Source organism: Pseudomonas sp. Irchel s3a12, from assembly GCF_900187485.1.
Lineage (GTDB): Bacteria > Pseudomonadota > Gammaproteobacteria > Pseudomonadales > Pseudomonadaceae > Aquipseudomonas > Aquipseudomonas neuropathica.
This window is the reverse complement of sequence record NZ_FYDN01000019.1, coordinates 104143-129014: the sequence shown is the minus strand read 5'-3', so window position 1 is coordinate 129014 and position 24872 is coordinate 104143. Positions and strand designations below refer to the sequence as shown.

Annotated in this window: 27 protein-coding genes; 3 read left to right on the top strand and 24 right to left on the bottom strand. The window is 57.5% G+C overall.

Annotated features, from left to right (window positions below; genetic code table 11):
* Nucleotides 1-2 precede the first annotated feature (2 nt).
* The 10 genes from CKW14_RS26975 to CKW14_RS26935 form a co-directional block, all read right to left on the bottom strand.
* Nucleotides 3-524 (bottom strand): hypothetical protein, encoded by a 522-nt coding sequence (locus CKW14_RS26975; RefSeq protein ID WP_095050417.1) that lies wholly within the window; start codon nucleotides 522-524, stop codon nucleotides 3-5.
* Nucleotides 525-594: 70 nt separating this feature from the next.
* Nucleotides 595-933: a phage holin family protein gene (locus tag CKW14_RS26970; protein ID WP_095050416.1), complete on the bottom strand. Its 339-nt coding sequence runs from the start codon at nucleotides 931-933 to the stop codon at nucleotides 595-597.
* Between the two features lie 143 nt (nucleotides 934-1076).
* Nucleotides 1077-1517: a tail fiber assembly protein gene (locus CKW14_RS26965; protein ID WP_095126491.1), complete on the bottom strand. Its 441-nt coding sequence runs from the start codon at nucleotides 1515-1517 to the stop codon at nucleotides 1077-1079.
* A 143-nt stretch (nucleotides 1518-1660) separates the two neighbouring features.
* Nucleotides 1661-2077: a tail fiber assembly protein gene (locus tag CKW14_RS26960; protein ID WP_095050414.1), complete on the bottom strand. Its 417-nt coding sequence runs from the start codon at nucleotides 2075-2077 to the stop codon at nucleotides 1661-1663.
* 514 nt (nucleotides 2078-2591) lie between these two features.
* Nucleotides 2592-3326, bottom strand: a complete 735-nt coding sequence (locus CKW14_RS26955) for an XRE family transcriptional regulator (protein ID WP_007908821.1) — start codon at nucleotides 3324-3326, stop codon at nucleotides 2592-2594.
* 138 nt (nucleotides 3327-3464) lie between these two features.
* The gene (locus CKW14_RS26950) at nucleotides 3465-3647 is read right to left on the bottom strand and encodes a hypothetical protein (protein WP_007908822.1); all 183 of its coding nucleotides are present in this window, start codon (nucleotides 3645-3647) and stop codon (nucleotides 3465-3467) included.
* A gap of 89 nt (nucleotides 3648-3736) precedes the next feature.
* Nucleotides 3737-4117 carry a DUF1090 domain-containing protein gene (locus tag CKW14_RS26945; protein ID WP_095126490.1) on the bottom strand — a complete coding sequence of 127 codons (381 nt, stop codon included), beginning with the start codon at nucleotides 4115-4117 and terminating at the stop codon, nucleotides 3737-3739.
* Nucleotides 4114-4473, bottom strand: coding sequence for a hypothetical protein (locus tag CKW14_RS29840; protein WP_141231837.1), 360 nt, complete (start codon nucleotides 4471-4473; stop codon nucleotides 4114-4116). The genes CKW14_RS26945 and CKW14_RS29840 overlap by 4 nt, the downstream gene beginning before the upstream one ends.
* A gap of 201 nt (nucleotides 4474-4674) precedes the next feature.
* Nucleotides 4675-5166 carry a hypothetical protein gene (locus CKW14_RS26940; RefSeq protein WP_095050412.1) on the bottom strand — a complete coding sequence of 164 codons (492 nt, stop codon included), beginning with the start codon at nucleotides 5164-5166 and terminating at the stop codon, nucleotides 4675-4677.
* Complete coding sequence (locus CKW14_RS26935) at nucleotides 5133-5888, bottom strand: DNA-binding protein (protein WP_095126499.1); 756 nt, start codon at nucleotides 5886-5888, stop codon at nucleotides 5133-5135. Before CKW14_RS26935 ends, CKW14_RS26940 begins: the two co-directional genes overlap by 34 nt.
* A gap of 250 nt (nucleotides 5889-6138) precedes the next feature.
* Between CKW14_RS26935 and mutS the strand changes: the two genes are divergently transcribed.
* Both mutS and fdxA read left to right on the top strand, forming a co-directional pair.
* Nucleotides 6139-8709: a DNA mismatch repair protein MutS gene (gene mutS, locus CKW14_RS26930; protein ID WP_176471349.1), complete on the top strand. Its 2571-nt coding sequence runs from the start codon at nucleotides 6139-6141 to the stop codon at nucleotides 8707-8709.
* 163 nt (nucleotides 8710-8872) lie between these two features.
* On the top strand, nucleotides 8873-9196 hold the full coding sequence (fdxA, locus tag CKW14_RS26925) for a ferredoxin FdxA (RefSeq protein ID WP_007908827.1): 324 nt from the start codon (nucleotides 8873-8875) through the stop codon (nucleotides 9194-9196).
* A 526-nt stretch (nucleotides 9197-9722) separates the two neighbouring features.
* On the opposite strand, the gene rpoS is transcribed toward fdxA, so the two are convergent.
* The 8 genes from rpoS to CKW14_RS26885 form a co-directional block, all read right to left on the bottom strand.
* On the bottom strand, nucleotides 9723-10733 hold the full coding sequence (gene rpoS, locus CKW14_RS26920) for an RNA polymerase sigma factor RpoS (RefSeq protein WP_038357938.1): 1011 nt from the start codon (nucleotides 10731-10733) through the stop codon (nucleotides 9723-9725).
* A gap of 106 nt (nucleotides 10734-10839) precedes the next feature.
* Nucleotides 10840-11709 (bottom strand): peptidoglycan DD-metalloendopeptidase family protein, encoded by an 870-nt coding sequence (locus CKW14_RS26915; RefSeq protein ID WP_095126489.1) that lies wholly within the window; start codon nucleotides 11707-11709, stop codon nucleotides 10840-10842.
* 212 nt (nucleotides 11710-11921) lie between these two features.
* The gene (locus CKW14_RS26910; protein WP_171057346.1) at nucleotides 11922-12557 is read right to left on the bottom strand and encodes a protein-L-isoaspartate(D-aspartate) O-methyltransferase; all 636 of its coding nucleotides are present in this window, start codon (nucleotides 12555-12557) and stop codon (nucleotides 11922-11924) included.
* Nucleotides 12558-12598: 41 nt separating this feature from the next.
* Nucleotides 12599-13348: a 5'/3'-nucleotidase SurE gene (gene surE / locus CKW14_RS26905; RefSeq protein WP_007908831.1), complete on the bottom strand. Its 750-nt coding sequence runs from the start codon at nucleotides 13346-13348 to the stop codon at nucleotides 12599-12601.
* Nucleotides 13336-14394, bottom strand: a complete 1059-nt coding sequence (gene truD / locus CKW14_RS26900) for a tRNA pseudouridine(13) synthase TruD (protein WP_095050410.1) — start codon at nucleotides 14392-14394, stop codon at nucleotides 13336-13338. The genes surE and truD overlap by 13 nt, the downstream gene beginning before the upstream one ends.
* Nucleotides 14391-14864, bottom strand: coding sequence for a 2-C-methyl-D-erythritol 2,4-cyclodiphosphate synthase (gene ispF / locus CKW14_RS26895; RefSeq protein WP_053159558.1), 474 nt, complete (start codon nucleotides 14862-14864; stop codon nucleotides 14391-14393). Before ispF ends, truD begins: the two co-directional genes overlap by 4 nt.
* Before the next feature lie 43 nt (nucleotides 14865-14907).
* Nucleotides 14908-15753, bottom strand: coding sequence for an S-formylglutathione hydrolase (gene fghA, locus CKW14_RS26890; protein WP_095050409.1), 846 nt, complete (start codon nucleotides 15751-15753; stop codon nucleotides 14908-14910).
* Between the two features lie 94 nt (nucleotides 15754-15847).
* Complete coding sequence (locus CKW14_RS26885; RefSeq protein ID WP_093436558.1) at nucleotides 15848-16960, bottom strand: S-(hydroxymethyl)glutathione dehydrogenase/class III alcohol dehydrogenase; 1113 nt, start codon at nucleotides 16958-16960, stop codon at nucleotides 15848-15850.
* A 116-nt stretch (nucleotides 16961-17076) separates the two neighbouring features.
* On the opposite strand from CKW14_RS26885, the gene CKW14_RS26880 reads away from it, so the two are divergent.
* Nucleotides 17077-17973, top strand: coding sequence for a LysR substrate-binding domain-containing protein (locus tag CKW14_RS26880; RefSeq protein WP_095050408.1), 897 nt, complete (start codon nucleotides 17077-17079; stop codon nucleotides 17971-17973).
* Nucleotides 17974-18090: 117 nt separating this feature from the next.
* Here CKW14_RS26880 and ispD read toward each other — a convergent pair whose 3' ends face one another.
* From ispD to tilS, 6 genes are all read right to left on the bottom strand, one after another.
* Nucleotides 18091-18798, bottom strand: coding sequence for a 2-C-methyl-D-erythritol 4-phosphate cytidylyltransferase (ispD, locus tag CKW14_RS26875; RefSeq protein ID WP_095126488.1), 708 nt, complete (start codon nucleotides 18796-18798; stop codon nucleotides 18091-18093).
* Nucleotides 18795-19073 carry a cell division protein FtsB gene (gene ftsB, locus CKW14_RS26870; protein ID WP_007908838.1) on the bottom strand — a complete coding sequence of 93 codons (279 nt, stop codon included), beginning with the start codon at nucleotides 19071-19073 and terminating at the stop codon, nucleotides 18795-18797. The genes ispD and ftsB overlap by 4 nt, the downstream gene beginning before the upstream one ends.
* A gap of 171 nt (nucleotides 19074-19244) precedes the next feature.
* Nucleotides 19245-20534 carry a phosphopyruvate hydratase gene (eno, locus tag CKW14_RS26865; protein ID WP_093436567.1) on the bottom strand — a complete coding sequence of 430 codons (1290 nt, stop codon included), beginning with the start codon at nucleotides 20532-20534 and terminating at the stop codon, nucleotides 19245-19247.
* A gap of 157 nt (nucleotides 20535-20691) precedes the next feature.
* Nucleotides 20692-21537 carry a 3-deoxy-8-phosphooctulonate synthase gene (gene kdsA / locus CKW14_RS26860; protein ID WP_095050406.1) on the bottom strand — a complete coding sequence of 282 codons (846 nt, stop codon included), beginning with the start codon at nucleotides 21535-21537 and terminating at the stop codon, nucleotides 20692-20694.
* A 5-nt stretch (nucleotides 21538-21542) separates the two neighbouring features.
* Nucleotides 21543-23174: a CTP synthase gene (locus CKW14_RS26855; protein ID WP_093436570.1), complete on the bottom strand. Its 1632-nt coding sequence runs from the start codon at nucleotides 23172-23174 to the stop codon at nucleotides 21543-21545.
* Nucleotides 23175-23448: 274 nt separating this feature from the next.
* A complete protein-coding gene (gene tilS, locus CKW14_RS26850) occupies nucleotides 23449-24777 on the bottom strand; it encodes a tRNA lysidine(34) synthetase TilS (protein ID WP_095050405.1) in 1329 nt (442 codons plus the stop codon).
* Nucleotides 24778-24872: the final 95 nt, after the last annotated feature.

Below are 24872 nucleotides of genomic sequence, written 5' to 3'. Positions count from 1 at the left end.
GGTCAGGCCTCCAGCGCGGTGTATTGGTCTGGATCGTCGATGTTGCTGACTTCCCAGGTGCGGGCGAATTTCGGTGTGCCCAGCGGGTCGTCGAGCAAGGTCGGGCCGAGGTAGAGGGTCTGGTTGAACGTCAGGGTCCAGGCCTTGAATTGCTGGTCGGCGCGAATGAGCATGGACGGCAAACCATCCATGTTCATCGGCAGATCGCATTGATCGCCCGGCAGGCTCCAGCGATTGTCGGTAATCAGATTCTTCAGTACAGCGATCAGATCGCAGGCGGCAAAGGCACTGGCCGATAGCGCCGGAACAACTTGCAGCGACAATGTCAGGACATGAGCGATACGCCCATCTGCGGCACGCTGTCCTGATGCATTTCGGTCGAAGTCGATCAACACCCAAGCCTGATCGCCCGGTGCAGTGAAATCATCGTGATTGCCGACATTGATGTTGAGCCCGGCAGTGTTGCGCAGCGTCGTCGCGATGGCTGTGAACAGTTGCGACGGCTGCTGGATCGGTGTGGGCATACATGACCTCCTTTTCAATCGTCCACGCGCAGCCCTGCCGCCCAAAGGGCGGCACGAATCACATTCGAGGTTAAGGCTGGTCGCGGGGTGGGACTTCGCAGACGCCGATGCGTTTGGCGGCCCAGCGTTCGTACAGACCGATGGCCACATCGGCCCCGGCCATTGCGGTGAGACAGCCGAAGGCGCCAGCGGCCCAAATCGACATGCCAGCGGCGTACAGCAGCATGATTGCCGACACGCCGCAGATCATGCAGGCGCCAGAGCGCAAGGCCAGACGCCGCATAAGCGGCCAGCCGCGGGCGCCCTCCTTGTCCGCACGCCACATTTCGCCGGAGACCCCGCCTACCACTGCGAGCAGGATGACCAGCCAGATCGGCATGTCCGCCAACGCTTGTTGCTCGTTTGTCATGTCACGCCTCCGGGAGTGTTGGATGAATGGTGTGTGTAGGGTTCAATCGTTTTCTCTTGAGGTAGGCATTCCAAAAAGCCCGGCGCAGGGCCGGGCTTTTCAGTAATGCGCTCTCGATAGAGGCCATGAAGGTGATGATCGAATCAGAACGGTGCCACCGGCCAGTTGACGGTGGACGGATAGCCGGATTGTTTCTTCATGTCGCTGAGACCCACGCAGTACTGTTTGTAGGCGAGCAACAGCGCTTGTTCTTCAGGGGTGGCAACATCCAGGTCGACCTTGTAATGCAGAGAATTCAACATCAGCCACTGGCCAGCAGCAGACAGAAGCTCCAGCGCTTCTTGCGCCACATCCTTTTCGAGCTCTTGATAGGTGGGTTCACTGAACTCCCAATCAACGAAGTTTGTCGTCGCCCCCTTCCATCCCACCTGGACTGCCGGGTTTGCTGTGATATCCACCCAAAAACCATTCGATAACTGTGCTTCTACTGGCATGGCCGTAGGCTTCTCTACAGCGTCGACAATCACCAGAACTTTGTTGAAGGCTTTGGAATAGTTGAATCGAACAAAAGCGTAGCGGTTCATAGTTTCTCCTGCGGGCACTCATCGCGACTGTTGGCTTTACGCGCTGAGTTAATATCGGGCAGGCATCCTTGAAGAGGCCCGGTTATCCACCGGGCTTTTCAGCGATGCACTGCGAATTTCGAAAGCGGTGCAGCAATCGCTGTTTATGGAACTTCAGGCCAGGTAACAGTCAGCGGGTAGCCCGGCTGTTTGTTGACGTTGCTCAGCGCAATGAAGAACTGCTTGTATTCCAGTAGCGCAGCTTCCTCAGCCGGCGTGGCCAGCCCCAGCTCAACCTTTTGCACCAAGGCCGACGTCGCCAGAGTGGTGTTGGCTTTATCAAGACGATTTGTTCTCGCGATACGCAATTGCATAGCCAGCAAGGACGGCTGGCCGTACATATCGCTGTCGGTAAATGTCCAGACGCCGTCGGTGTTCACCGCGTTCCAGGAATAGTCGATCTTGGGCAGTGCGCTGACATCCACCCAAACTTGATCCGCCGGAAACTCATCGGTGATCGGGTTAGCAGTTTCAAAAATGTTGTCGACTTTGCCCGCAACAACACGAACGTACTTCTTCATATTCATCATCCTTATTGAATGCCGACGTTTCGGCCTCTCAGTTCCTGCCCGGGTAGGCATTCCAAAAAGCCCGGCAGTCCGCCGGGCTTTTCAGTAATGCGCTCCTTCGCCTTCCTTCAAATCCTGTGTTCAAGAAGGAAGCTGACTTTTCGGCGCTACTGGCGCGGTACGAGTCCGTTCAAATTGTTTTTCCGACCGCGGTCCCTGCCCGCCGGATAACTGCTTCTGGTGCTTTACGCTGCACACCCGGGTCAGTTGCCAACCCTCTGAACCGTTGAGGCCGGTTCATCGCTGCCTGTTCTTGTGGAACTAAAGAGCTTTCTTGCCAGCCGCTTTGTCGAGCGGCTTGGTGGCAAGAATATGCATGTATGCATATCCAGTCAATGCGCAAATGCATTTATTTATGCATGAAAAATGCGCAGATGCATGGAGCCCCGCAACTCAAGGGTTTGGCGGTTTCATCAAGGCGAAAAAAAACCCGCCTGCGAGGCGGGTTTATCTGAGAAGGGTCGGGTTAGCGGGCGTACATGCCCCACCAGAAGACGTGACCGAGGATGACGATCTGCTCTTCCTGGATTTCCTGGAAGCTGTAGTCCTCGTCCGGATGCTCATCGCGATTGAAGCTGCGCAGACGAATGCCGGTAGGCAAGCGGTAAAGCTGCTTTACGCGTAACTGGCCGTTGTGATTGATCGCGTACAGGTCGCCATCAATGATGTCGCCGATGCCGCACTTGCCCGCATTCACGCCGACAGTGGCGCCATCACGCAACACCGGCAACATGCTGTTGCCGCGTACAGTCACGCATTTGGCCTGGTCGAACTGCACACCATTATGGCGCAGGCTGCGCTTGCCGAAGCGCAGGCTAGAGCGCTCGCTCTCTTCGATGACGAATCTTCCTGATCCAGCAGCCAATTCAACCTCGCGAAGGAACGGCACCGATACTTCGTCATCATCGACAGGCGTATCGTCGTCCCACAGCATTATGTCCTTGAGTTCCGCGTGTACGTCATCACGCGCGGCACCGGCCGACGGCGCGACATCCGCGCGCCCGCGCAATTGATCGGTGCTCACGGCGAAGTACTCGGCGATCTTCGAGATGTGTTTATCCGAGGGATCGACGATCTTCCCGCTGAGAATCCGCGAGAGAGTTGATTGAGGCACGCCGGTGCGACGGTGGAGCTCCGTGGGGGAGATCCCGTGCTGGTCGAGCAGTGCTCTTAAGACGGAGGCTACGTTGCGTTTTTGCATAACGCGCATAGTGCTTGAAGTTATCCGCGAAGACAAATGCTGATTTGCATAATTAACGCATAAATATGAATTCAGCCTCAAAATGATATTGCCGAGCCATTACTTTGAATTGAATAACGGCCCGGTTCCAACGTGCGGTCAGCCCTTGACGCGACGCGCGGCAGCATTGGCTTTTTTAAGTCGATCGGTTCTGGCCTTCCTGTCGTAATCGTCCTTGGCGCCCATGATTCCACCGGCAGCATGCACCCAGTCGGTGGCGGTACAACCAGAGATCAGCACAGCAGAAGTAAAGACTGAAGCAAAGATAAGGATGTTTTTCATATTCGATTTTCCGGTGTCGCTGATGAGCGCGTTGAATTGCAGAGTTGAAAAAGAACACCTGCTGCGGTTTGTTGGCCGTGGTTGCCCCTTTACTCATCCATGAGCTTTTGCAGTTTTGTCTGAGCTCGTTCGAGCCTCGCTTCCTGTTTCTTGATGACTTTCACATCGCCATACTGACGCGCGGCCTTCAGATAGTTCTGTCTGCGCCGTACTTCGGCTTCGGCCTTTTCGATAGCGCTCGAACGGTCATCCTGTGCAGAAGGCTCGCGACAGTAACGCTCAACATTGGCAAGCGCCTGTTCGAGACCGGACTTGCGATAAACATTGTCCGCCTTATCAGCACGTTCAATTTGGAATACAAGTTCGGCACGACGCTGCGCACAACTTTCCCGCGCGCCGGCCCAAGAACTATCGACGATCAAAACACCACCAACTAACAGAGATAGATTCCAGAGCAGAGTCGATCTCATGAGACAACCCCCAGATAACTTTTTTCTCCAGCGCGGCCACGGAAGTTGCTCACCCGAGACCATGCATTACGACAACCTAATGTTTCTTGTAAGCCAGAAAGTGCTGCGATCATCATGTCGCGACAGCGAGCTCTGCACGTTGGATAGTGTTCGACCATCCACGCTACTGGTACGTAAACATGATCGAAACACAGCAGAACAGGAGTGCGATCAAACAATGTGGAAATACTCACATCCTTTTCTTTTCCAGCAATAACCGCCGGCACAAACACAACACCTTCCCGGCTTATTGCAATCGATCGCTTCCAGGCGGGAGACTTGATCCCATGAGAACTGCGCACGCAAAACCAGAGCATTTATAACGTTCCTCAACAGCCTAAACATCATCATGTTATTCAAGGCAACTAAACAGCCGCACTGCGCTGACTCTCCGTTAGTCGCAGGAGCTGTTGGCTTGACTCGAATCACATTAAGAACGCGGGGGGCGTCGAGGCCTTACTGACGTCTTACTCAGTCTTACTTAGTCGCCCAGAGGCCTTGCACCCTGGGGTTTTGCGCTAGCGAGGAACGTGGCATACGCCATTGATCAGATTATTGATATTGTAGTAATACTCGGCATCGGAGAAGTAATTGAACGTCACCATACCGCCTTGAAAACCTCTTTCCATAAACGGAAGTTCATCGCCTGCAGTGTCCGCGTCAAACTTTACAATCGAACGCGTCTTGAACAGAAACCTGGAAGTATCCAGATGAGTTAATGCAATCTCGAACTTGCGATCATAGGTGTAAACTTTGCCTTCAGGGGTTTTGACGACGTAGTACACATAAAGAGCGCCTTCCCTTGGATCGATCGTCATATCACCGACGCCATGCCAACGAACTTTGTGATCATGAGTATGGACAAAATCGATGGATGCAAAACAGGGGGCGCGTGGAATATCGCGACTGATCAAATAAAAATGCTTGATAACCAGAGCACCGAAGATACAGACGGACGAGACGCCAAACAGTGCTACTATTTTTTTCCAACGAGTTGATAGTTTACGCATATAGCCTCCCCCTTACTTTCCGGCTTGACGCACTTTACCAGCAATTGGGAGAGCGGCTTTCGCACATAATAATTGATATCGGTAAGTATAATCGGCGGCTCAAACTCGCTGAGCGCTTTGACAATATCCTCTTTGGACATTCTTTCACTTTCTTCTACATACAACTTCGCTTCGCCTTCTTGCCAGATGAGTTTCCACTCCTCCAGGTCGGCAGGTTTTTTAAACACCAGATAGGCGTAAAAGACCGGAAGAGCAATCGCCGGCACTACCGTTGCAGGCAGAAGGAAACGCCAGTAACGCTTCGCAGACGTCTTCACTGTAGGAGCGTCGCTGATTGCCGCCGCATCGCTTACGACCGCAAGTGGGGGTTCAGGGGGTTGAATCTCCGGGCTGAGCAAGCGGATTTCACATAACAGCACCACGCCACGGCGAGGCAAGGTCTTGAGACTGTCCCGAGGTAACCCGACATCAGCGAAATGCGCGCGGAGCATGTGCAGGGTCTTGTAATAACTGCTGTCGGAAATCACCAGCCCGCGCTCCCCCCAGACTCGGGAGATAAGCTGCTCCTTATCGGTCACGCCGGCTATGAGGGCCAGCAGCAGGTCACCTTCATTGCTGCCTAGCAAGGCTGACTGCCCCGACCGGCTGAGGGTCATTTTTTCCGCATCGTAGTAACAACCGCTCGCTGATGCTCCTGAGCCGATGCCCTCTGACTGTTCCAAGCTGACTCCTCGACTGGCCTTCACCCACGCATTCTGATCATTCGATAGCTTTTCGGCACTATAGGACACAATGCCAACCCAAGCGGCGGTGCGTTGCTGCATCCACCTCAAAAAAACTTCATACTCGGCTCCACTGAATCAACTCACGGGCCGCATCGCTGGCAAACACTCGCCATTTCGTAGATGCAAACGACCCCGTTTTTGCCTTGTCACTTTTTCCGGTAAAGCTAAACCCCTGATGAATAAAGCTATTTCAGACCTGTCCTCCCACACCCCGATGATGCAGCAGTACTGGCGCCTGAAGAATCAGCATCCAGATCAGCTGATGTTCTACCGCATGGGCGACTTCTACGAGATCTTCTACGAAGACGCGAAGAAGGCAGCCAAGTTGCTGGACATCACTCTGACCGCGCGCGGACAGTCGGCGGGGCAGGCGATTCCGATGTGTGGGATTCCTTACCACGCGGCGGAAGGCTATCTGGCGAAGCTGGTGAAGCTTGGCGAGTCCGTGGTGATTTGTGAGCAGGTCGGCGATCCGGCCACCAGCAAAGGCCCGGTTGAGCGGCAGGTCGTACGGATCCTTACGCCGGGTACGGTCAGTGATGAAGCGCTGCTTGATGAACGCCGCGACAACCTGATTGCAGCCCTGCTGGGTGACGAACGTCTGTTCGGCCTTGCCGTGCTGGACATCACCAGCGGCAGTTTCAGCGTGTCGGAAATCAAAGGCTGGGAAAACCTGCTGGCGGAACTGGAGCGGATCAACCCGGTGGAGCTGCTGATACCAGATGACTGGCCAAGAGACCTGCCAGCGGAAAAACGCCGTGGCGTCAGTCGTCGTGCGCCGTGGGATTTCGAGCGTGATTCAGCACTGAAAAGCCTTTGCCAGCAGTTCTCCACCCAAGACCTGAAGGGTTTTGGCTGCGAGAACTTGACCCTGGCAATCGGCGCGGCCGGTTGCCTGTTGGCCTACGCCAAGGAAACCCAGCGCACCGCCCTGCCCCACCTGCGCAGCCTGCGCCACGAACGCCTGGATGACACCGTGGTGCTGGACGGTGCAAGCCGTCGCAACCTCGAACTCGACACCAACCTGGCCGGTGGTCGCGATAACACCCTGCAATCGGTGGTTGATCGCTGCCAGACCGCCATGGGCAGTCGCCTGCTGACCCGCTGGCTGAATCGTCCGTTGCGCGATCTGACCGTACTGCTGGCGCGCCAGACCTCGATCACGTGCCTGCTCGATCGCTATCGTTTCGAAAAGCTGCAACCACAGCTCAAGGAAATCGGCGACATCGAGCGAATTCTCGCGCGGATCGGCCTGCGCAACGCACGTCCTCGTGACCTTGCTCGCTTGCGCGACGCCCTCGGTGCCCTGCCTGAACTGCAAGTGGCGATGACTGACCTGGAAGCACCGCACCTGCAAAGTCTGGCGACCATCACCAGCACCTACCCGGAACTGGCGGCACTGCTGGAAAAGGCCATCATCGACAATCCGCCGGCGGTGATCCGTGACGGCGGCGTGCTGAAAACCGGTTACGACAGCGAACTCGACGAGCTGCAATCACTGAGCGAAAACGCCGGCCAGTTCCTCATCGATCTCGAAGCCCGCGAGAAAGCTCGCACCGGTCTTAGCCACCTGAAAGTCGGTTACAACCGCATTCACGGCTACTTCATCGAATTGCCGAGCAAGCAGGCCGAGTCGGCACCGGCGGACTATATCCGTCGGCAAACCCTGAAAGGCGCCGAGCGCTTCATCACGCCGGAACTGAAAGAGTTCGAAGACAAAGCCCTCTCTGCCAAGAGCCGTGCCTTGGCGCGCGAGAAGATGCTTTACGAAGCCCTGCTGGAAGACCTGATCAGCCAGTTGCCACCGCTGCAGGACACCGCCGGCGCGCTGGCCGAACTGGACGTGTTGAGCAACCTCGCCGAGCGTGCGCTGAATCTTGACCTGAACTGCCCGCGCTTCGTCAGCGAGCCGTGCATGCGCATCTCCCAGGGTCGTCACCCGGTGGTCGAGCAAGTGCTGACCACGCCGTTCGTGGCCAACGACCTGAGCCTGGATGACAACACCCGTATGCTGGTGATCACCGGCCCGAACATGGGTGGTAAATCCACCTACATGCGCCAAACCGCATTGATCGTGTTGCTCGCTCACATTGGCAGCTTCGTGCCCGCAGCCAGTTGCGAACTGTCGCTGGTCGACCGCATCTTCACTCGAATCGGTTCCAGCGATGACCTGGCCGGTGGCCGTTCGACCTTCATGGTCGAGATGAGCGAAACCGCCAACATCCTGCACAACGCCACCGAGCGCAGTCTGGTGCTGATGGACGAAGTCGGGCGCGGCACCAGCACCTTCGACGGTCTGTCGCTGGCATGGGCGGCGGCCGAGCGTCTGGCGCATCTGCGCGCGTATACGCTGTTTGCCACCCACTACTTCGAACTGACCGTGTTGCCGGAAGCCGAGCCGTTGGTGGCCAACGTCCACCTCAATGCGACCGAGCATAACGAACGCATCGTCTTCCTGCACCACGTGCTGCCGGGACCTGCCAGCCAGAGCTACGGTCTGGCGGTGGCGCAACTGGCCGGTGTGCCAAGCGAAGTGATCGTGCGTGCCCGTGAGCACTTGAGCCGACTGGAAGAAACCGCTTTGCCGCATGAAGCGCCGAAACCTGCCGCCAAGGGCAAACCGGCGACGCCACAGCAAAGCGACATGTTCGCCAGCCTGCCGCACCCGGTGCTCGATGAGCTGGCTAAACTGGATCTGGATGACCTGAGCCCGCGTCGTGCGCTCGAAATGCTCTATGCACTGAAGAACCGGATATAAGCACTGAAGAAGCGGATATAACGCAAACGGCTTCAAGCTGTTAGAATCTCGCGCGGTTTGGGATGCTGCTGGCTAATAGCCTGGCCAGCAGGTATCGCTCCCGAACCTGGCGACCCCAACCGTGAAGGGGCAACGCTGCCGCCGCCTGAGGAGAAAATTAGAAATGACCTTCGTCGTCACCGACAACTGCATCAAGTGCAAGTACACCGACTGCGTAGAAGTGTGTCCGGTGGACTGCTTTTACGAAGGCCCGAACTTCCTGGTGATTCACCCGGATGAGTGCATCGACTGCGCCCTGTGCGAACCGGAATGCCCGGCCGTAGCCATTTTCTCCGAGGACGAAGTTCCGGAAGAGATGCAGGAATTCATTCAACTCAACGTTGAGCTGGCTGAAATCTGGCCGAACATCACCGAGAAGAAAGAATCGCTGCCGGATGCCGAAGAGTGGGATGGCGTCAAAGGCAAGATCAAAGACCTCGAACGCTGATCTGTCGCGCGTTCAATAAAAGGCCCCTTGCGGGCCTTTTTGCTTTTTGCGGGTTCTACTATTCTGCAGGCGAAAAAAGGGGCGGTATGACCCGCCCACATTTTTTCCCTATTCCCTGTATTCCTTTTCATCGTCCTGATGAATCGCGTCCTGCGATGTCCGTTCCCCTCTTCCTTGAAGGGCGTGTCTGTCCGTCGACACAACCCAGATACTAAAGAGTTCCCTGCCGAGAGCAATCGGCCGCAGGAGCGAAAGAGCGCTGTAATAAGCACTTCACATTAAAAAATATATATAAAATTCAATAAGTTAGAATTAGCCATCTAGAGCAATCGACGTCTGCTCCCGCGTAAAGATAGTGAACACTTACGAAAGAGTAAGCCAAGGCTTACACCGCGAGACTACAAACGATGGAAATGCCAACCATACGTCCGGCAATGCGCAGGGTGGTGCTGGATTGCCAGCAAACTCAGGTCAACAAAAAACCCCGAACCAGTCGGGGCTTCTTGCGGGCACGCGTGGAAGGCGCTTACTGGAACAGCGACTCGCTCGACAGGCCATTCTTCTCGAGGATTTCACGAAGGCGCTTGAGACCTTCTACCTGGATCTGCCGCACCCGTTCCCGGGTCAGGCCGATCTCCAGGCCTACATCTTCCAGCGTGCTGCTCTCATGGCCGCGCAGGCCGAAGCGGCGTACGACCACCTCGCGCTGCTTGTCGGTCAACTCCGACAGCCATTGATCGATGCTCTGCGACAGGTCGTCATCCTGCAGCAATTCACAAGGATCGGTCGGACGATCGTCGGTAAGGGTGTCCAGCAGGGTTTTATCCGAATCCGGACCCAGCGAGACGTCGACCGAAGAAACCCGCTCGTTCAGGCCAAGCATGCGCTTGACCTCGCCCACCGGTTTTTCCAGCAGGTTGGCAATTTCTTCGGGTGAAGGTTCGTGGTCGAGCTTCTGCGTCAGCTCCCGTGCAGCCCGCAGGTACACGTTGAGCTCCTTGACCACATGGATCGGCAACCGGATGGTCCGGGTCTGATTCATGATCGCGCGCTCGATGGTCTGACGAATCCACCAGGTCGCGTAGGTCGAGAAGCGGAAGCCGCGCTCGGGATCGAACTTTTCCACCGCCCGGATCAATCCGAGGTTGCCCTCTTCGATCAGATCCAGCAGCGACAGCCCCCGATTGACGTAACGCCGGGCGATTTTGACCACCAGCCGCAGGTTACTTTCAATCATGCGCTTGCGTCCGGCCGGATCGCCACTTTGCGACAGTCGCGCAAAATGAACTTCTTCTTCCGGAGAGAGCAGTGGGGAAAAGCCGATTTCGTTGAGATACAACTGCGTGGCATCAAGTGCACGCGTGTAGTCGATGTACTTATGTTGTTTAAGTGAAGCGGAGTGTTTGGATTTGGAACGAACGGAAGGTGGAGCAGCCCCTTCATCATTCGACATCGAAGATTCCGAATCGATGCCGGTCTCCATAAGGAGAACCTCATCGTCGATGTCAAACTCCGGCACTTCTTTACTGAGAGCCATTGTTATAGTCCTTTGGTGAGTTCGACCCCAAGCTCAAGCGACGCCTTTATCCTTGGCAGCGCTGGAGCCTGTCCCCTCTACGCGACGGAACAGGCTGGCTTACAAATCAACGTCTTGGCAGGAACTGCAGCGGATCTACAGGTTTACCTTGGCGGCGAATCTCAAAATGCAGTTTCACCCGGTCTGTACCCGTTGACCCCATTTCGGCAATTGTCTGTCCGACCTTGACCTGCTGTCCCTCCCGAACCAACAGCCTGCGGTTATGTCCGTAGGCACTGACGTAGGTTTCGCTGTGTTTGATGATGACTAATTCGCCGTAGCCCCTTAAGCCACTCCCGGCGTATACCACCGTCCCATCAGACGCAGCTAAAACAGGCTGTCCCAAATCTCCGGCGATATCAATTCCTTTATTCAAACTACCGTTTGAAGAGAATTTTCCAATCAGAATGCCATTAGATGGCCATCCCCAGCCGGTCGGGGCTGGGCCTGCCGGAGGCAACGCCGCGGGCGCTTGCTTGTTGGCGACGGACGGTACAGCCCCCGTAGAACCGGTGGTTGTAGTGGTCGTGGTGCCATTTGCCTGGCGCCGGATTACCGTGGTTTTACTCGACGAAGAAGGTGAAGAACTGCTGTTGCTCACCACCGCCGTCGGCGTTGAGCCGGTGCGGCCGTCAAAGCGAATTGTCTGACCCGGATGGATCGTATACGGCGTAGGAATATTGTTCCGGGCAGCGAGGGCTTTGTAGTCCCAGCCGTAGCGAAATGCGATCGAAAACATCGTATCGCCCGGACGGACTACATATTGTCCGGTCGTCACCGTAGGACGCTGGGCCACCGCGTTGTTGCGATCGACCACCCGCACATTGCTCGATTTGGTGCTGGAGCAACCGACCAGCAAGGTGCTCAAGACGAGGCCAGTCACCAGGCGCTGAAAGCTCGTGTTACCCATACGCTGCGCAATGACTGTGAGACTCACCCGCCGCTCCCTTTGTGGTGGCTGAAAAATGTGGAATGCCGGATTTCGGCATGAGGTGTCGCAAGTATAACGGGCCGGATCGGCTTTACCTTTAATGAAGCGAAATCGCTTCACGCACACGTTTGCCAGCTGACAATCTGCTGCGTTTAAACCATCGTCGCCGAAGTAAGACACAAGCGAACGAAAGGAATTCAGCGCACGCAAACAAATGCTCAGGCCAGTGGCCCATTGAGCAACGGCACAAAACGGACAGCCCCGAGAACATGCCGGGAAAAGCCGTTTTCCTCACGCACGATCAGCAACAATTGCTGCACTTCCCCGGAGCCCACCGGAATCACCATGCGTCCGCCCGGAGCTAGTTGGTCAAGCAAGGCTTGCGGTACATCCGTGGCCACGGCGGTGACGATAATACCGTTATAAGGTGCCAGCGCCGGCCACCCTTCCCAACCATCGCCCCAGCGGAACACCACGTTGCGCAGGTTAAGTTCAACCAAACGTTCCTTGGCGCGATCCTGCAGTACCTTGATGCGCTCAACCGAGAACACCCGCTCAACCAGTTGTGACAACACCGCCGTCTGGTAACCGGAACCGGTGCCGATCTCCAGCACCTTATCCAGTGGGCCCGCCTCCAGCAGCAGCTCGCTCATGCGCGCCACCATATAAGGCTGGGAAATCGTCTGGTTATTGCCGATCGGCAGCGCCGTGTCTTCATAAGCACGGTGTGCCAGCGCTTCATCGACGAACAGATGACGCGGCGTACGCCGGATCACTTCCAGCACCTTGGCGTTGGACACGCCCTCTTCGTACAGGCGCTGGATCAGCCGCTCGCGGGTACGCTGAGAGGTCATGCCGATCCCGCTGCGCAGCCTGTCTTCATGTTCACGGGCCATCAGCGCAGTCCCTCCAGCCAGCCGTCGAGGCTTCTGAACGCATCGTTGAAGGTGCGATCGAGCTGCAACGGCGTGATGGAAACATAGCCCTGCATCACTGCGTGAAAATCAGTGCCCGGGCCGCCATCTTCGGCATCACCGGCCGCGGCAATCCAGTAACCGGCCTTGCCCCGTGGATCGACCACTTTCATCGGCGCCGCTGCACGGGCGCGATGGCCGAGGCGGGTCAATTGAATACCGCGAATATGGTCGATCGGCAGATTGGGAATGTTCACGTTGAGCACCGTACGCGGTGGCAGATCAAGCCCGGCATGGGCCTCGACCAGTTTGCGCGCAAAGTAGGCCGCCGTCGGCAGATTATCCACCTGCCGCGAGACCAGCGAAAAAGCGAACGACGGACGCTCGAGAAAACGTCCCTCAAGGGCGGCCGCCACTGTCCCGGAATACAGCACGTCATCGCCAAGATTGGCGCCGAGGTTGATCCCGGAAACCACCATGTCCGCCTCGCGCTCCAGCAAGCCGTTGAGGCCCAGGTGCACGCAGTCGGTCGGGGTGCCGTTGAGGCTGATAAAGCCGTTGGCCAGGTATTGCGGGTGCAGCGGACGGTCGAGCGTCAGCGAACTGCTGGCGCCGCTTTTGTCCTGCTCCGGGGCGATAACCACGCACTCGGTGTAATCCGCCAGCGCAGCATAAAGCGCGGCGAGACCGGGTGCGGTTACCCCATCGTCGTTAGAAATCAGAATACGCATGGGCTGTCCGTCTGCCCCACCGGCACCAGATCAACAAGCTCGCGCACCAATACGGTGGCGAAGCATCCGGCCGGGAGGACGAATTCCAGTTGCAGAATGTCAGGCTGGGGATAATGCCACGTCAACCCGGCAATGGGCAGCCGCAGGATGCGACGTTCGTGGCTCATGCCGGCATGAATCAACCAATCGCGCAGCTCTGCTTCATCGGCGGCGATCCCCTGCTCCAATTCATGGACAACGCCTGCGGTCGGCGAGTCACCTTCGCCCCACTGAGGACCGGTCGGGTGCAGATCGAGAATCGCCAGACGCGGGTCGCTGCATTCAGCTTCTCCGGCCGGGAAAAAACTGCGGCTGTCGGTGAACGCGAGCAGGTCGCCGACCTGGGCTTTTTGCCAGGTGCCATCGGCCACTCGTGCGGCGAGCACCTTGTTGAAGAGAAAACTGCGCGCGGTCGAGAGCAGGCGCGAACGAACATTGCGTTGCTCCGGCAACGCCTTGCGCGCCGCCCACGAACGCGCATCAACAACATTGCCGCCGTCGTGGCCGAAACGCTGGGCGCCGAAATAATTGGGGATGCCTTGTTGGGCTATCAGCTGCAGACGCTGCTCAATCGCTGCTTTGTCGCCATCGAACTGAGTCAAACGCAAGGTGAAACCGTTGGCCGAATGCGCACCGCGTTGCAGTTTGCGTTTGTGGCGAGTGGTCTTGAGAATCTTCAGCGTGTCGTTTTCCGCCGCCGACAAATCCGGATCGGCCTTGCCCGGCAATTGCACGCTGAACCACTGGCGAGTCAGCGCCTGACGATCCTTGAGACCGGCATAGCTGACGGTGCGCAACGGCACGCCGGCAGCCTTGGCGATACGCCGCGCGGCTTCTTCAGTGTTCAGGCCGCGTTTTTCGACCCAGATCCACAGATGTTCGCCATCGCCGCTGAACGGAATATCGAGGACTTCATCGACCTGAAAGTCTTCAGCGATGGCTTTCAGTACCGCCGTGCCGAGGGGTTCACCATAGGCACGCGGGCCGAGCAATTGCAGTTCATTCATGCGCGCAGCAACAAGGCAACGGAGTGCACGGCGATGCCTTCTTCGCGACCGACAAAGCCGAGCTTTTCGGTGGTGGTAGCTTTCACGTTCACTTGATCCAACTCAACTTGAAGATCCGCCGCGATCAGCGCGCGCATCGATTCGATATGCGGCGCCATTTTTGGCGCCTGGGCAACGACGGTGTTGTCGACGTTGCCGACTTTCCAGCCTTTGGCATGGATCAGCGCGACCACATGACGCAGTAGCACACGGCTGTCGGCGCCCTTGAATTGCGGGTCAGTGTCCGGGAAGTGTTTGCCGATATCACCCAGCGCCGCGGCGCCGAGCAAGGCATCGCTCAAGGCGTGCAGCAGGACATCACCGTCGGAATGAGCGAGCAGCCCGAAGCTGTGTGCGATGCGCACGCCGCCCAGAGTAATGAAATCGCCTTCAGCGAAACGGTGCACATCATAGCCGTGGCCAATACGCATAAAAAAACGCCCCGATTTTTGTCAGGGCGTGATTCTACCTGCATTAGTCCCGAAGGGCTTGTGCGTGATGCTGCAAGTGGTCGTCTATGAAGCTTGAGATGAAGAAATAGCTGTGGTCGTAGCCCGGTTGCAAGCGCAATGTCAGCGGATGACCCGCTTGTTTTGCCGCTTGTTGCAAAGCTTCGGGTTTGAGCTGGGTGGCGAGGAAGTCATCGCGATCCCCTTGATCGACCAGCAGCGGCAGTTTTTCATCCGCCTCGGCAATCAGTGCGCAGGCATCCCACTCTTTCCATTTGGAACGGTCTTCGCCCAGGTAGCGCGAAAAGGCTTTCTGACCCCACGGGCAATCCATCGGGTTGTTGATTGGCGAGAACGCCGACACCGATTGATAGCGTCCCGGGTTACGCAGCGCGCAGACCAGCGCACCGTGACCGCCCATGGAGTGACCGCTGATGCTGCGTTTGTCCGAGGCGGGGAAATGCGCTTCGACCAGTGCAGGCAACTCATGCACGACATAGTCATGCATCCGATAGTGGCGCGACCAAGGTTCCTGCGTGGCATTCAGATAGAAACCGGCACCGAGGCCGAAATCCCACGCGCCATCCGGATCACCCGGCACATCCGGCCCACGAGGGCTGGTGTCCGGCGCAACGATGATCAGACCCAGTTCGGCAGCCATACGCATCGCGCCGGCCTTTTGCATGAAATTCTCGTCGGTGCAGGTCAGGCCTGACAGCCAGTACACCACCGGCAACTTGCCGCCCTGTTCCGCCTGCGGCGGCAGGTATACGGCGAACACCATGTCGCAACCGAGCACGTCTGAGCGATGGCGATAACGCTTGTGCCAACCGCCGAAACTCTTCTGACAGGAGATGTTTTCCAGACTCATGGGATTCTCCCAGCTGCAAGTGGCAAGCTTCGAGCTTCAAGAAAGGGCAAAAGCGCCTTTGCTTGCAGCTTGAAGCTTGTACTTGGCGCTGCTTTTAGAAATGAATGACGGTACGGATGCTCTTGCCTTCGTGCATCAGGTCGAAGGCCTTGTTGATGTCTTCCAGGCCCATGGTGTGGGTGATGAACGTATCCAGCGGGATCTCACCGCTCTGAGCCATGTCGACATAGCTTGGCAATTCGGTACGACCGCGCACGCCACCGAATGCCGAACCGCGCCAGACGCGACCGGTCACCAACTGGAATGGACGGGTAGCGATTTCCTGACCGGCACCGGCAACACCGATGATGACCGACTCGCCCCAACCTTTGTGGCAGCACTCAAGGGCGGCGCGCATCAATTGCACGTTGCCGATGCACTCGAAGGAGAAGTCGACACCGCCATCGGTCATGTCGACGATCACTTCCTGGATCGGACGATCGAAATCTTTCGGGTTTACGCAGTCGGTAGCGCCGAGTTGTTTGGCGATCTCGAACTTGGCCGGGTTGATGTCGATGGCGATGATTCGCGCAGCCTTGGCTTTCACCGCGCCAATGACTGCGGACAAACCAATGCCGCCCAGACCGAAGATGGCCACGGTGTCACCGGGTTTGACCTTGGCAGTGTTGAGTACCGCACCGATACCGGTGGTGACGCCGCAGCCCAGCAGGCAAACCTTTTCCAGCGGCGCATCTTTGGAGATCCTGGCCACGGAGATTTCCGGTAACACGGTGTATTCCGAGAATGTCGAAGTACCCATGTAGTGGAAAATGGTTTCGCCCTTGTAGGAAAAACGCGAAGTGCCGTCCGGCATCAAACCCTTGCCCTGAGTCGCGCGAATCGCCTGACACAGGTTGGTCTTACCCGACTTGCAGAATTTGCACTGGCCGCATTCCGGGGTGTACAGCGGAATGACGTGATCGCCCACCGCAACCGAGGTCACGCCTTCGCCGATCGCTTCGACGATGGCGCCGCCTTCGTGGCCGAGGATCGACGGGAAGATGCCTTCCGGGTCTGCACCGGACAGGGTGTAAGCGTCTGTGTGGCAAACCCCGGAAGCCACTACGCGCAGCAGGACTTCACCGGCCTTGGGCATGGCGACATCGACTTCTACGATTTCCAGCGGCTTCTTGGCCTCGAAGGCAACGGCGGCGCGCGACTTGATCATGCTGACTCTCCAGTGAATCCAATGAATAAAAAACCAGACAAGGAGTGTAATACATGGCTTTACGATGAATAATCAGGACAAAAGCAAAACATTATTGCCACACAGGGATAATCCCGATGTCCGAAAATCGCTGGGAAGGCATCGACGAGTTCGTCGCCGTCGCTGAATGCAGCCAGTTCACTGCAGCTGCCGAGCGTCTTGGAGTTTCGTCCTCGCACATCAGCCGACAAATCGTACGGCTGGAAGAAAGACTTCAGACGCGCCTGCTATATCGCAGCACACGCCGGGTGACGCTGACCGAGGCCGGGCAGACCTTTCTGCAACATTGCCAACGCTTGCAGGACGGTCGCGAGGAAGCATTGCGCGCCGTCGGCGATCTGACCAGCGAACCGAAAGGCATGCTGCGCATGACCTGCGCAGTAGCCTACGGCGAGCGTTTCATCGTGCCGCTGGTGACGCGGTTTATGGGCCTTTATCCGCAGTTGCGCATCGATATCGAATTGAGCAATCGCCAGCTCGATCTGGTGCATGAAGGCCTGGATCTGGCGATTCGCCTGGGTCGTTTGCAGGACTCGCGATTGGTCGCAACACGCCTGGCGCCACGGCGAATGTATCTGTGTGCGTCACCGTCCTACGTCGAGCGGTACGGTCGCCCACATAGCCTGTCGGAATTGAGTCGGCACAATTGCCTGATTGGCAGCTCGGACATCTGGCAGCTTGAGCAAAACGGACGGGAGTTTTCCCAGCGCGTGCAGGGCAACTGGCGCTGCAACAGCGGGCAAGCGGTGCTGGATGCGGCGTTGCAGGGGGTTGGGCTGTGTCAATTGCCGGATTATTACGTGCTGGAGCATTTGCACAGCGGCGCGCTAATTTCGTTGCTGGAGGCGCATCAGCCACCAAATACGGCGGTGTGGGCGCTATACCCGCAACAGCGGCACTTGTCGCCGAAGGTGCGCAAGTTGGTGGATTTTCTCAAGGAAGGATTGGCTGAGCGGCCGGAGTATCAGGAATGAGTGTTGCGTTGGCTGTAAATGCGCTATCGCGAGCAGGCTCACTCCTACAGGGGAACGCATTTCAAAATGTAGGAGTGAGCCTGCTCGCGATGGCGATTCAACAGGCACCACAAAAATTCAGCGGCGATTCGCCCAACGCTGACGCAACCACTCCAGATCTTCCGGCCGGGTCACCTTGAGGTTATCCGCCCGCCCTTCAATCAGACGAGGCTTAAGCCCCGCCCACTCCATCGCCGAAGCTTCATCAGTGATCACAGCATCCGCCACCAGACTGTCCGCCAACGCCCGATGCAACGCGCCGAGGCGAAACATCTGCGGCGTATACGCCTGCCAGATCACGCTGCGATCCACGGTCTCCAGCACACGACCGTGCTTGTCGACTCGCTTCAAGGTGTCGCGCGCCGGAACGGCGAGCAGGCCGCCGACCGGATCGTCCGCCAGTTCATCCAGTAACCTGTCGAGATCTTCGCGACTCAGATTCGGTCGTGCCGCATCGTGCACCAGCACCCAATCCTCATCATCGGCACCCTGCGCATGCAAATGCAGCAAAGCATTGAGCACCGAGCCGGAACGCTCGGCGCCGCCCTCGACGCGCTGAATACGCGAATCGCCAGCGCACGCCAGGTTCGGCCAATAAGGATCATCAACAGCAAGACTGACCACCAGGCCCTTAAGGCTTGGGTGATCGAGGAAACAGCCGAGGCTGTGTTCGAGAATTGTGCGTCCGCCCAGTTGCAGGTATTGCTTGGGACGGTCCGCGGCCATTCGGGCACCGATGCCCGCAGCAGGAATCACGGCCCAGAAGGCCGGCAGGGAATTGATCATTGGGCCAACTGGTAAAGGGTTTCGCCGTCCTTGACCATGCCCAGTTCGTGACGAGCCCGCTCTTCAACGGTCTCCATGCCCTTTTTCAACTCGCTGACTTCAGCGTCCATCACGCGATTGCGCTCCAGCAAACCTTCGTTCTCGGCGTGTTGATCAGCTATCTGCTGATTCAGCTCGGCGACTTGCGCCAGACTGCCATTGCCCACCCACAGGCGGTACTGCAAACCGGCCAGTAGCAAGAGCAAAACGAGAAACAACCAGTAAGGACTGCGCATCGAATATCAGGTATCCAGTGAAAAAAGACAGCCACGCCAAAACTTTGAAACATCTGATAGCACGAAGCCTGGAAGACCCAGGCTTGTGCTGTTAAGGCATCAGATTAGTGGCAAATCCATCGCTGTCACGACTTTTTCGACACAATCCGGTGTCCTTCCATCGATTTGTACTTAGCCGCGGAACTCGCTGCGACCGTTGTACTTGGCCTTGCCATTCAACTGCTCTTCGATACGCAGCAGTTGGTTGTACTTGGAAACGCGGTCGGAACGGCACAGGGAACCGGTCTTGATCTGGCCAGCCGAGGTGCCCACAGCCAGGTCGGCAATGGTCGAATCTTCGGTTTCGCCCGAACGGTGCGAGATCACTGCGGTGTAACCGGCAGCCTTGGCCATCTGGATGGCTTCCAGGGTTTCGGTCAGGGTGCCGATCTGGTTGAACTTGATCAGGATCGAGTTGGCGATCTTTTTATCGATGCCTTCTTTCAGGATCTTGGTGTTGGTTACGAACAGGTCGTCGCCCACCAGCTGAGTCTTCTCGCCGATCTTGTCGGTGAGGATCTTCCAGCCAGCCCAGTCGGACTCGTCCAGACCGTCTTCGATCGAGATGATCGGATAACGTTCGGTCAGGCCTTTGAGGTAATCGGCGAAACCTTCAGCGGTGAACACCTGGCCTTCGCCGGACAGGTTGTACTTGCCGTCTTCGTAGAATTCGCTAGCCGCGCAGTCCAGCGCCAGGGTCACGTCGGTGCCCAGCTTGTAACCGGCGTTGGCCACAGCTTCCGAGATCACTTTCAGCGCGTCTTCGTTGGACGCCAGGTTCGGTGCGAAACCGCCTTCGTCGCCAACGGCAGTGCTCAGGCCACGGGCCTTCAGCACAGCTTTCAAGTGATGGAAAATCTCGGTGCCCATGCGCAGACCTTCCGAGAACGACTTGGCGCCAACCGGCTGCACCATGAATTCCTGGATGTCGACGTTGTTATCGGCGTGCTCGCCACCGTTGATGATGTTCATCATCGGTACCGGCATCGAGTAAACACCCGGAGTGCCGTTGAGGTTGGCGATGTGTGCGTACAGCGGCAGGTCCTGATCCTGTGCAGCAGCCTTGGCCGCAGCCAGGGACACGGCGAGGATGGCGTTGGCGCCCAGGGTTGCCTTGTTTTCGGTACCGTCGAGCTTGATCATCGCGTGATCCAGGGCTTTCTGGTCACTTGGGTCGGTGCCCAGCAACAGATCGCGGATCGGACCGTTGATGTTGGCTACCGCTTTGAGCACGCCCTTGCCCAGGTAACGGCTCTTGTCGCCATCACGCAGCTCGAGTGCTTCACGCGAGCCAGTGGATGCACCGGACGGCGCGCAAGCGCTGCCGATGATGCCGTTGTCGAGAAGCACGTCCGCTTCCACGGTGGGATTGCCACGGGAGTCGAGAACTTCACGACCTTTGATGTCGACGATTTTTGCCATTGTTGTAAACACTCCAAAGTTGACGAAAACGACGCAGCTAGAGGAAATCTTTTTACCGTCGGCAAGGGGTGTGCAGCGGGCAGGCTTGCAGACGATAACGCTCATGCCCGAGGGCATGAGCGACAAATCGTGCGGTACTTTACCGGAGAATTGAGTGTTACGCGGTTTCTACCGTCGGAAAACTCTTCACCAGTTCGTCCAAAGCCTTGAGCTGGGCCAGGAATGGCTCCAGTTTGTCCAGACGCAAGGCGCAAGGGCCGTCGCATTTGGCATTGTCCGGATCCGGGTGCGCTTCGAGGAACAGACCTGCCAACGACTGGCTCATGCCCGCCTTGGCCAGATCCAGAACCTGGGCACGGCGACCGCCAGCGGAGTCGGCACGACCGCCAGGCATTTGCAGCGCGTGGGTCACGTCGAAGAATACCGGGTACTCGAACTGCTTCATGATGCCGAAGCCGAGCATGTCGACCACGAGGTTGTTGTAGCCGAAGCTCGAACCACGCTCGCAGAGGATCAATTGATCGTTACCCGCTTCCACGCACTTGTTCAGGATGTGTTTCATTTCCTGAGGCGCGAGGAACTGGGCTTTCTTGATGTTGATCACTGCATTGGTCTTGGCCATCGCGACGACCAGATCGGTCTGGCGCGACAGGAAGGCCGGCAGTTGAATGATGTCGCAGACCTCAGCGACGACCGCGGCCTGATCAGGCTCGTGGACGTCGGTGATGATCGGCACGCCAAAGGCTTGTTTGATGTCCTGGAAGATGCGCATGCCCTCTTCCAGGCCAGGACCACGATAAGAGGCCACAGAAGAACGGTTAGCCTTGTCGAAACTGGCCTTGAACACGTAAGGGATACCGAGTTTTTCGGTGACCTTTACGTACTCTTCGCAAACCTGCATGGCCATGTCACGGCTTTCCAGCACGTTCATGCCGCCGAACAGCACCATGGGTTTGTCGTTGGCAATTTCAATGTCGCCGACGCGGATGATCTTCTGTGCCATCGGGGTTACGCCTTTTTCTGGTGTTGAGCCAACGCTGCTTTGACAAAACCGCTGAACAGCGGATGGCCATCACGTGGTGTCGAGGTGAACTCAGGGTGGAACTGGCAAGCAACGAACCATGGGTGATCGGCCGCTTCAACCACTTCAACCAGCGCCGCATCAGCGGAGCGACCGGAAATTTTCAGGCCAGCTTCGATCAGCTGTGGCAGCAGGTTGTTGTTCACTTCGTAACGGTGACGGTGACGCTCGACGATCACGTCCTTGCCGTAGCAGTCGTGGACCTTGGAACCGGCTTCAAGCAGGCAGTCCTGAGCGCCAAGGCGCATGGTGCCGCCCAGGTCGGACGATTCGGTACGTACTTCAACGGCACCGGTCGCGTCTTCCCACTCGGTGATCAGACCGACCACCGGATGGCCGCTGGCGCGATCGAACTCGGTGGAGTTGGCGTCTTTCCAGCCCATCACGTTACGGGCGAACTCGATGACCGCCACTTGCATACCGAGGCAGATACCCAGGTATGGAACCTTGTTTTCGCGAGCGTACTGAACGGCAGTAATCTTGCCTTCCACGCCACGCAGACCGAAGCCGCCCGGTACGAGGATCGCGTCAACACCTTCGAGCAGCGCAGTGCCCTGGTTTTCGATATCTTCGGAATCGATGTAACGCAGGTTGACCTTGGTGCGGTTGCTGATGCCGGCGTGACTCATCGCTTCGATCAACGACTTGTAAGCGTCCAGCAGCTCCATGTACTTGCCGACCATGGCGATGGTCACTTCGTGTTCCGGATTCAGCTTGGCGTCAACCACCGCGTCCCACTCGGACAGATCCGCGCTGCCGCATTGCAGGCCGAAACGCTCAACGACGAAATCGTCCAGACCCTGCGAGTGCAGGATGCCCGGGATCTTGTAGATGGTGTCGGCGTCTTCCAGTGCGATCACCGCACGCTCTTCAACGTTGGTGAACTGAGCGATCTTGCGACGCGACGAGATGTCGATCGGGTGATCGGAACGGCACACCAGCACGTCTGGCTGCAGGCCGATCGAACGCAGTTCTTTTACCGAGTGCTGGGTTGGTTTGGTCTTGGTTTCGCCAGCGGTGGCGATGTACGGTACCAGTGTCAGGTGCATCAGCATCGCGCGCTTGGCGCCGACTTCGAAACGCAGTTGACGGATGGCTTCGAGGAACGGTTGCGACTCGATGTCACCGACGGTGCCACCGATTTCAACCATCGCCACGTCAGCGTCACCGGCACCCTTGATGATGCGGCGCTTGATTTCGTCGGTGATGTGCGGGATCACCTGGATGGTTGCACCCAGGTAGTCACCACGGCGCTCTTTGCGCAGCACGTGCTCGTAGACACGACCGGTGGTGAAGTTGTTGTTCTGGGTCATGGTCGTGCGGATGAACCGCTCGTAGTGCCCCAGGTCCAGGTCGGTCTCGGCGCCGTCGTGGGTGACGAACACTTCACCGTGCTGGAACGGGCTCATGGTGCCCGGATCGACGTTGATGTACGGATCCAGCTTCAGCATGGTGACCTTAAGTCCCCGCGCCTCCAGGATGGCTGCCAATGAAGCCGATGCAATGCCTTTCCCCAATGAAGAAACAACACCGCCCGTGACGAATATGTAGCGCGTCATGAAAAACCCTAGAAGTCTGCGTTAAAGCGGTACGAGCCGCCGGGGAAAGCGAAGGAAGGCCGAAGCCCCCGATCACCTGCATTAATCACAGTGCACCTTTCAAAAAAACCGCCGCGTTGGGACAGACCGGCAGGTGAAACACCGGTACGTTGCTCGCTACACATTTTTTGGAATCGCCCAGCAAAGACTGCTTGGTAATCGGCAACTCCTGCAATTCAGGCGAATCCACAGAAGTTGTATCAAGAAGGGAGCGTAGTCTACCGGAATGCTCCTTTCAGCTCAAACCTTGATCTTCGTCTGTTGGCAGCCAATGCAATTTCCAGCCGTCCTGTGCATGACCATCAAGTCCCGGCAGGTTCGCCACCGCGAGCAATTCATCGCCGCGAAACAGCAGCGGCAATCTGCCACGCATGAAGCCCGGGACCGCGCGCTCATTGAGCAGGCGCTTGAGGTCACGGTGGCCGCGATCCGCCAGTTGCATGACTTCACCGCCCTGACGATAGGCAATGCGCAAAGGCCCGACGGGAGTCTGCCCGCTGAACGTGACATGTCCGTTATCGGCCAAGCGTAGCGCTGACGCCGGACTCTGCCACTCGACGCCGATCATCGGCGTGCGTAGCCAGTTGCCACTCAGCCACCACAGACGCCCGGCGCTGCGATGAAGCTCGCCATCGGCCAGACGCCATACTGGTGAAGCATCGTGAGCGGCGTCGCACAGATTTTTCCAACCCGACCAGTGGTCGGTATCTGGCAGTTGCGTGAAGGGTTCGAGCCAATGGCTGATCGCGTTTCGTTGCCGGGCAGCAGACAGTGCGGCGAGCGGCGCCAGTTCCAGCGACGGTAAAACCAGCCATTCATAATCATGAGCAGTCGCGGCTTGCGCCAGATCGATCTGCGCCAACTCATCGAGCAGCCCCTGAGCTTCACGCAGATGCGCGGCGCTGCGGGCCATGTTCGCCTGCGCTTGCGGCCAGCGCTCGCTCAGCACCGGCATGACCTGATGGCGCAGGTAATTGCGCGAGAACTGTCGATCCTGATTTGACGGATCTTCGATCCAGCTTAACGAGTGAGCCTGCGCGTAACGTTCCAGCTCGGCTCGAGTGACATCCAGCAACGGGCGAATCAACATGCCCTGCCCCACTGGCCTTTGCTGCGGCATTCCCGACAATCCGCGCACTCCCGCACCACGCAGCAGCCGGAACAGCAGTGTTTCCGCCTGATCATCACGGTGCTGACCAGTGATTAACGCCTCATTAGCTTGGGTCAGCGCACTGAACACGGCGTAACGCGCATCCCGCGCCGCCCGCTCCAAACTCGCGCCTGGTTGCACCGTCACCTGCTCGATCAGCAACGGCACTCCCAGCGCATCACACACGGACTGGCAATGTTGCGGCCACGCATCAGCCGCAGCCTGAAGGCCGTGATGGATATGGATAGCGCTTAGCGCGGGGATGGATTCGGTTTTTGCCAGATCGGCAAGCAGGTGCAGCAGGACGGTGGAATCGAGACCACCGGAAAACGCGATACGCCAATGAGCGGCATTGCGCCAAGGCTCAAGGTTGTGCAAAAGCCGTGAAGGCAAATCAATCATGGACTGCCCCATATTTAACTCTTTGCCCCAAAACAAATGTAGGAGTGAGCCTGCTCGCGATAGCGGTGTGACAGCCAACACATTGGTTGAATGTTACGCCCTCATCG

Coding starts and splice junctions, on each gene's coding strand:
- CKW14_RS26975 (WP_095050417.1), bottom strand. CDS start 524: ATGCCCACACCGATCCAGCAGCCGTCGCAACTGTTCACAGCCATCGCG.
- CKW14_RS26970 (WP_095050416.1), bottom strand. CDS start 933: ATGACAAACGAGCAACAAGCGTTGGCGGACATGCCGATCTGGCTGGTC.
- CKW14_RS26965 (WP_095126491.1), bottom strand. CDS start 1,517: ATGAACCGCTACGCTTTTGTTCGATTCAACTATTCCAAAGCCTTCAAC.
- CKW14_RS26960 (WP_095050414.1), bottom strand. CDS start 2,077: ATGAAGAAGTACGTTCGTGTTGTTGCGGGCAAAGTCGACAACATTTTT.
- CKW14_RS26955 (WP_007908821.1), bottom strand. CDS start 3,326: ATGCAAAAACGCAACGTAGCCTCCGTCTTAAGAGCACTGCTCGACCAG.
- CKW14_RS26950 (WP_007908822.1), bottom strand. CDS start 3,647: ATGAAAAACATCCTTATCTTTGCTTCAGTCTTTACTTCTGCTGTGCTG.
- CKW14_RS26945 (WP_095126490.1), bottom strand. CDS start 4,117: ATGAGATCGACTCTGCTCTGGAATCTATCTCTGTTAGTTGGTGGTGTT.
- CKW14_RS29840 (WP_141231837.1), bottom strand. CDS start 4,473: ATGCTCTGGTTTTGCGTGCGCAGTTCTCATGGGATCAAGTCTCCCGCC.
- CKW14_RS26940 (WP_095050412.1), bottom strand. CDS start 5,166: ATGCGTAAACTATCAACTCGTTGGAAAAAAATAGTAGCACTGTTTGGC.
- fdxA (WP_007908827.1), top strand. CDS start 8,873: ATGACCTTCGTCGTCACCGACAACTGCATCAAGTGCAAGTACACCGAC.
- rpoS (WP_038357938.1), bottom strand. CDS start 10,733: ATGGCTCTCAGTAAAGAAGTGCCGGAGTTTGACATCGACGATGAGGTT.
- CKW14_RS26910 (WP_171057346.1), bottom strand. CDS start 12,557: ATGACCTCTCAGCGTACCCGCGAGCGGCTGATCCAGCGCCTGTACGAA.
- surE (WP_007908831.1), bottom strand. CDS start 13,348: ATGCGTATTCTGATTTCTAACGACGATGGGGTAACCGCACCCGGTCTC.
- truD (WP_095050410.1), bottom strand. CDS start 14,394: ATGAATGAACTGCAATTGCTCGGCCCGCGTGCCTATGGTGAACCCCTC.
- ispF (WP_053159558.1), bottom strand. CDS start 14,864: ATGCGTATTGGCCACGGCTATGATGTGCACCGTTTCGCTGAAGGCGAT.
- fghA (WP_095050409.1), bottom strand. CDS start 15,753: ATGAGTCTGGAAAACATCTCCTGTCAGAAGAGTTTCGGCGGTTGGCAC.
- CKW14_RS26885 (WP_093436558.1), bottom strand. CDS start 16,960: ATGATCAAGTCGCGCGCCGCCGTTGCCTTCGAGGCCAAGAAGCCGCTG.
- CKW14_RS26880 (WP_095050408.1), top strand. CDS start 17,077: ATGTCCGAAAATCGCTGGGAAGGCATCGACGAGTTCGTCGCCGTCGCT.
- ispD (WP_095126488.1), bottom strand. CDS start 18,798: ATGATCAATTCCCTGCCGGCCTTCTGGGCCGTGATTCCTGCTGCGGGC.
- ftsB (WP_007908838.1), bottom strand. CDS start 19,073: ATGCGCAGTCCTTACTGGTTGTTTCTCGTTTTGCTCTTGCTACTGGCC.
- eno (WP_093436567.1), bottom strand. CDS start 20,534: ATGGCAAAAATCGTCGACATCAAAGGTCGTGAAGTTCTCGACTCCCGT.
- kdsA (WP_095050406.1), bottom strand. CDS start 21,537: ATGGCACAGAAGATCATCCGCGTCGGCGACATTGAAATTGCCAACGAC.
- CKW14_RS26855 (WP_093436570.1), bottom strand. CDS start 23,174: ATGACGCGCTACATATTCGTCACGGGCGGTGTTGTTTCTTCATTGGGG.
- tilS (WP_095050405.1), bottom strand. CDS start 24,777: ATGGGGCAGTCCATGATTGATTTGCCTTCACGGCTTTTGCACAACCTT.